Source organism: Streptomyces triticagri (assembly GCF_003429565.1).
Taxonomy (GTDB): Bacteria; Actinomycetota; Actinomycetes; order Streptomycetales; family Streptomycetaceae; genus Streptomyces; species Streptomyces triticagri.
In genome coordinates, this window is the sequence record NZ_QUAK01000179.1 from 1 (window position 1) to 6,132 (window position 6,132).

At 71.9% G+C, this 6,132-nt stretch carries 3 protein-coding genes and 3 pseudogenes; 4 read left to right on the forward strand and 2 right to left on the reverse strand.

Translation table 11 applies throughout. The features are described from left to right. A pseudogene (locus DY218_RS25930) lies at positions 1–478 on the reverse strand (hypothetical protein); the annotation flags it as partial. Positions 479–966: 488 nt separating this feature from the next. Here DY218_RS25930 and radA point away from each other — a divergent pair. Next, positions 967–2,376 (forward strand): DNA repair protein RadA, encoded by a 1,410-nt coding sequence (gene radA, locus DY218_RS25935; protein WP_128558559.1) that lies wholly within the window; start codon positions 967–969, stop codon positions 2,374–2,376. Between the two features lie 65 nt (positions 2,377–2,441). Then, a complete protein-coding gene (gene disA, locus DY218_RS25940; RefSeq protein WP_128558560.1) occupies positions 2,442–3,566 on the forward strand; it encodes a DNA integrity scanning diadenylate cyclase DisA in 1,125 nt (374 codons plus the stop codon). A 46-nt stretch (positions 3,567–3,612) separates the two neighbouring features. Here the strand turns inward: disA and DY218_RS25945 are convergent, their stop codons facing one another. After that, positions 3,613–4,422: a hypothetical protein gene (locus DY218_RS25945; RefSeq protein ID WP_128558561.1), complete on the reverse strand. Its 810-nt coding sequence runs from the start codon at positions 4,420–4,422 to the stop codon at positions 3,613–3,615. Between the two features lie 271 nt (positions 4,423–4,693). Here DY218_RS25945 and DY218_RS35440 point away from each other — a divergent pair. Further along, positions 4,694–5,338, forward strand: a pseudogene (locus DY218_RS35440) (phosphatase PAP2 family protein); the annotation flags it as partial. Between the two features lie 497 nt (positions 5,339–5,835). After that, positions 5,836–6,132, forward strand: a pseudogene (locus tag DY218_RS25955) (A/G-specific adenine glycosylase); the annotation flags it as partial.

The window sequence follows — 6,132 nt, forward strand, 5'->3', positions numbered from 1 at the left end:
CCGTCCGCGCGGTGCCGGACGCGAGCCGTCCCGGCGCGTCGGCGCCGGGCGGGCCGCCGCCCTCCGCTCCGGCCTTGCCCGCCGTCGCGCCCGCCTTGCTCGTATTGCCCGTCTTGTCTGCCTTATCCGCCTTGTCCGCGGCGGGAGTTCGCGCGCGGTGTGCGGCCTGGCGATGGCGCCTGGCCTCGGCCAGCTGGCGCAGACAGGCCCAACGCGCCAGGGCATAGAGCCAGGCCCTGCGCTCGGAGTCGGCGGCCGGCGCGCGCGTGCCCCGGCGCTCGGCGAGCGCGAGGACGTCGCCCAGGGCGGCGGTCGCCACGTCGTGGTCGCACAGGACCGACAGGCAGTACGTGAACAGGCCGTCCAGATAAGGCTCGTACCGCGCCGGTGGCGCCGCGGGAACCGATCGGGACGCGCGCGGGTGCGCCCGGTGTGCGCCGGTGCGGTGCGTGGGGTGTTCCGGGCTCCTTGTCGTCACCCGTGCGACCGTAGGCGGCCGGGCCCCGCACGGTCCGCCTGCTCCGGCACCTTTAATCCTTACGGGTGAACAGATCGCTCGAAAGGGGACAGGAACCCTGAATTCCGGGGCAAGCCGGTACCGGCCGGGGTGCGCTTGCAGGCTGCACCCGGCACCCGGCGCCCCGTGCTCGACACCCGGCGCATCCCGCCCCGCGCACTGACCTCGATTCCGGCGAACTGCTGACGCAACCGGGCGGCCACCGCTCGACGGTCCATGAAAACGCCACTGTGCGCCCCCTGTTCGGAAGCACGGCCATGTCCGGAAGCACGGCCGTCGAACACGGCCGCACGGGAGTTTTCTGGCTCCTCAGGACAGGCATTTCGGGTGCCCTCAGGGAGCGTCTCGACGGCCCGGTGCGTACCGCAGCGGGGGCCGCGGCAGCGCCTGCGGAGCGGCACACACGCCCCGCCTCCGCGCTGTCAGTGCCCCGCTATACGGTTCCCTGCATGGCTGCCCGTACGAAATCCACCAAGGACCGTCCGTCCTATCGCTGCACCGAATGCGGCTGGCAGACGGCCAAGTGGCTCGGCCGCTGCCCCGAGTGCCAGGCCTGGGGCACCGTCGAGGAGTACGGCGTGCCCGCGGTCCGCACCACGGCCCCCGGCCGGGTCACGAGCTCCGCACTGCCCATCGGCCAGGTCGACGGCCGCACGGCGACCGCCCGCTCCACGGGCGTGGACGAACTGGACCGGGTCCTGGGCGGCGGCCTGGTCCCCGGCGCCGTGGTCCTGCTGGCCGGCGAGCCCGGCGTGGGCAAGTCCACGCTGCTGCTCGACGTCGCGGCCAAGGCGGCAGGCCCCGACCACCGCACGCTGTATGTCACGGGCGAGGAGTCGGCGAGCCAGGTCCGGCTGCGCGCCGACCGCATCGACGCCCTGGACGACGACCTGTATCTGGCCGCCGAGACGGATCTGGCCGCCGTCCTCGGCCATCTGGACGCCGTCAAGCCGTCGTTGCTCGTCCTGGACTCCGTACAGACCGTGGCCTCACCCGAGATCGACGGCGCTCCAGGCGGCATGGCCCAGGTCCGTGAGGTGGCGGGCGCGCTGATCCGCGCCTCCAAGGAGCGCGGTATGTCCACACTCCTGGTGGGCCATGTGACCAAGGACGGCGCCATCGCGGGCCCCCGTCTCCTGGAGCATCTCGTCGACGTGGTCCTGCACTTCGAGGGCGACCGGCACGCACGGCTGCGCCTGGTGCGCGGAGTCAAGAACCGCTTCGGGGCGACCGACGAGGTCGGCTGCTTCGAGCTGCACGACGAGGGCATCACCGGACTCGCCGACCCGTCCGGCCTGTTCCTGACCCGGCGTGCCGAGGCGGTGCCGGGCACCTGCCTGACGGTGACCCTCGAAGGACGGCGCCCGCTGGTGGCCGAGGTGCAGGCCCTGACGGTCGACTCGCAGATCCCGTCCCCACGCCGGACCACATCCGGTCTGGAGACCTCCCGGGTGTCGATGATGCTGGCCGTCCTCGAGCAGCGCGGCCGTATCAGCGCCCTCGGCAAGCGCGACATCTACAGCGCGACGGTCGGCGGTGTGAAACTGTCCGAGCCCGCCGCCGACCTGGCGGTCGCCCTGGCCCTGGCCAGCGCCGCGAGCGACACCCCGCTGCCGAAGAATCTCGTCGCCATCGGCGAAGTGGGCCTCGCGGGCGAGGTGCGCAGGGTCACCGGAGTGCAGCGCCGCCTCGCCGAGGCGCACCGTCTGGGCTTCACGCACGCGCTCGTGCCCGGCGATCCGGGCAAGGTCCCGGCGGGCATGCAGGTGACCGAAGTTGCCGACATGGGGGACGCCCTGCGGGTCCTGCCGAAGAGGCGTGGGGCAGAGGCCCCGCGGGAGAGCGCCGACCGCCGGTAGACTTTGCCCCGGTCTCGCCCAGGCGTACGAACAGGGCATGGACAACCTGCGACCGGAGGAGTGCAGTGGCAGCCAACGACCGGGCGGCAGCTCCCGGAAAGTCGGGCGCGAGTTCCGGTGCTGACGGGCTGATGCGCGCCTCACTGAGCGCTGTGGCTCCGGGCACCGGGCTGCGTGACGGCCTGGAGCGCATCCTCCGCGGCAACACGGGCGGGCTCATCGTGCTCGGCTGGGACAAGACCGTCGAGTCGATGTGTACGGGCGGTTTCGTCCTCGACGTCGAGTTCACGGCCACCCGGCTGCGGGAGCTCTGCAAGCTGGACGGCGGCATCATCGTCGACAAGGACATCACCAAGATCCTGCGGGCCGGTGTGCAGCTGGTGCCGGACCCGACGATCCCGACCGAGGAGACCGGCACCCGGCACCGCACCGCGGACCGGGTCAGCAAGCAGGTCGGTTTCCCGGTCGTCTCGGTCTCCCAGTCGATGCGCCTGATCGCCCTCTACGTGGACGGACAGCGCCGCGTCCTCGAGGACTCCGCCGCGATCCTCTCCCGGGCGAACCAGGCACTGGCCACCCTCGAGCGGTACAAGCTCCGCCTCGACGAGGTGGCCGGCACCCTCTCCGCCCTCGAGATCGAGGACCTGGTGACGGTTCGTGACGTCACGGCCGTCGCCCAGCGCCTGGAGATGGTGCGCCGCATCGCCACCGAGATCGCCGAGTACGTGGTCGAGCTGGGCACCGACGGCCGACTGCTCGCCCTGCAGCTCGACGAGTTGATCGCGGGCGTGGAGCCGGAGCGCGAACTCGTCGTGCGGGACTACGTACCGGAGCCGACCGCCAAGCGCGCCCGCACGGTCGACAGCGCGCTGGGCGAGCTGGACAAGCTCACCCACACCGAGCTGCTCGAACTGCCCATGGTGGCGCGGGCGCTGGGGTACACGGGGTCGCCCGAGACGCTCGACTCGGCGGTGTCCCCGCGCGGGTACCGGCTGCTCGCCAAGGTGCCGCGACTGCCCGGGGCGATCATCGACCGGCTCGTCGAGCACTTCGGCGGACTGCAGAAGCTGCTCGCCGCGAGCGTCGACGATCTGCAGACGGTCGACGGCGTGGGCGAGGCCCGCGCCCGTTCGGTCCGTGAGGGCCTCTCACGCCTCGCGGAGTCGTCGATCCTCGAGCGGTACGTGTAGCGGTGTAGCGCCCCGGCAGTCCGCGCGCACGGACTGCCTGCGCGCCTCAGGCCTTTTCGATGACGAAGGACGTACGGGCCGTGCTCAGGTCCGGGGAGACGACCTCGACCAAGTACGTGCCGGGGCCTGCCGATCCGGGCCGCGGCGACTGGCACTTCTCGGCGCTCGGCTTGCCGTCCCACTCGAAGGTCTGGGTGATCTTTCCTTCGCCCGGCACCCGGAGCAGGACGCTGCCGGCGCCGCTCGGGCAGTCCTCGGAGGACCAGATCGGCTCGTCCTTGCCCGGCGGAGTGATCGTCAGGACGGCCTTCTTCGGGCCGAGATCGGCCTTGCAGTCGTTGCCCGCGCTGTTGGTGGCGACCAGTTCGAGCCGGGGCTTCTCGCCAGGCTCGTAGGTGTTGTGGATGCTGCGCAGGGTCAACTTGACGTTTCCGGGAGTGCAGTTGGGGAGGCTGGATCCGGCGGGTACGCGCTGACCCGAACCGCCGCCGCCCTTGCCGCTGTCCGCGCCGGCACCGTCGTCTTCGGAGCCGCCCTTGCCGTCGCCGTCGCCCGATCCGTCGTCGCCGGAACCGTCACCCCCGCCTCCGTCTCCGTCGCCGCCGTCGCCCGACTCGTCGCGCCCGCCCGGCTGTTCACTGATGGCAGGGCCTGATCCTGAGGGGCCGGGGGTGATGGAGGGCGCCGGGTTCTTGCCGTTGGGCCCGTCGGCGCCGTTGTCGCTGCCGCCGCCCGAAAGGTTGAACGCCCAGACGATGAGCAGGGCCAGGACCGCGAGCAGGGACAGCAGAACGGCCCTCCGTCGCCAGTAGATGGAGGAGGGAAGCGGCCCGATCGGATTGCGCAGAGATCCCACGGCGCAAACTGTACGAGAGATCGCGCTCATCTCCCGCCCCACCCGCCGCCTCGATGCGCATCTTTTGCGGATCATCATTCCGATCCGAGGACCACGGCGGTGCCAACGCCCCTCTACAGGTGGGCTCTTCGAGTCCACAGGCGGGCTCTTCGGACAGGGTTTTCCGGTGTCCTGAGGACCCCTGTCGGACAGGGGCCTCCTTTCGTCAGGTGCTGGACGTGACATCGGGTAGGGGGCGCGGGTGCGGGAGCACTCCGTACCGTCCTTCACCATGTATGCCATGGACCCGAACACCCCTATAGACACCTCCGGCCTGTACCGCGACATCACCGACTTCGCCGCGGACACGCCCGAGTGGACTCAGCACGTCGCGGAGTTGTGGACGGAGGGCGGCCTGCTCCTGTTCGGGGTGTTGTTCATCGTCGCCTGGTGGCGGACGCGGCACTCGGAGTCGCGGGCGCTCGCGGTGGCCGTACTGGCGCCACTGGCGACCGCACTCGCGTACGTGGGCAGCGAGCTGTTCAAGTCCCTGGTGGACGAGGAACGACCGTGCCGTGCCGTGTCGGGCGCCGCGACGTCCCTGGTGACATGCCCGCCGGTGGGCGACTGGTCGTTCCCGAGCAACCACTCGACGATCGCGGGGGCCGCGGCCGTCGCTCTGGCTCTGGCGTGGCGGGGCATCGGGTGGCTCACGCTGCCGATGGCCGTCCTGATGGCGTTCTCCCGGGTTTTCGTGGGTGTGCACTATCCGCACGACGTAGCGGTCGGACTGCTGCTGGGCGCGCTGGTCGCCTTCCTGGTGCTACGGCTCGGGGAGCGGCCCGCGGGGCGCGTGGTGGAGTCGATGCGGGGGTCGTCGACCGGAGTGGTCCGCTGGTTCGCGGGGCCCGGCCGTGCCGTGCCGGGCGGTCACGGTGTGCCTTCGGCCGCGGATCACGGGTACGCAGGTCAGGGTTACGGGAGTCAGCCTGGGCAGGCGGGGCACGAGCCCGTGGGTCACGGGGGTTATGGCGGTTACGGGGGTTACGACCCGGCCGGTCACGGCGAGCGGCCTGACACCCGAGGCTCTGCCGACACCGGCTACACCGGTTATCCCGGTTACGCCGAGCAGCCCGGACACAGCGGTCGGCCCCACCAGCCCCACCAGTCCGATTACAGCGGTTACGGCGGTTACAGCAGTCATCCCGGTCGGCCCGATGAGTCGGGTCACCCCGACGACCGGCCCGCCGGCCCGGCCTCGTAGGCGACGATCGCCCCCCCGGCGCCGGAAGAGCACCACTCGACGACGCCACAAGGGCCCTCCCGTCTCGCACCCCTGCCGGCCGTCACGTCCTGCACCGGTCCGCGAAGCCCGTCCGGCCCGGCCACGCCGGGCGCCCCCGGCGCCGCCCCCATGGCAGGATCGGCCCTGCCATGACTGCAACCACACACACGCCAGAAGCCGTCGACTCCCCCCACGCCCTGCACACCCCTGTGATCGCCTGGTTCGACGCGCACGCGCGCGATCTGCCGTGGCGCCGGCCTGAGGCGGGCCCGTGGGGCGTGATGGTCAGCGAGTTCATGCTGCAGCAGACCCCCGTGAACCGCGTCCTGCCGGTGTACGAGCAGTGGCTCGCGCGCTGGCCGCGGCCGGCCGACCTGGCCGCCGAGGCGCCCGGCGAAGCGGTCCGCGCCTGGGGCCGCCTCGGCTACCCCCGGCGCGCCCTGCGC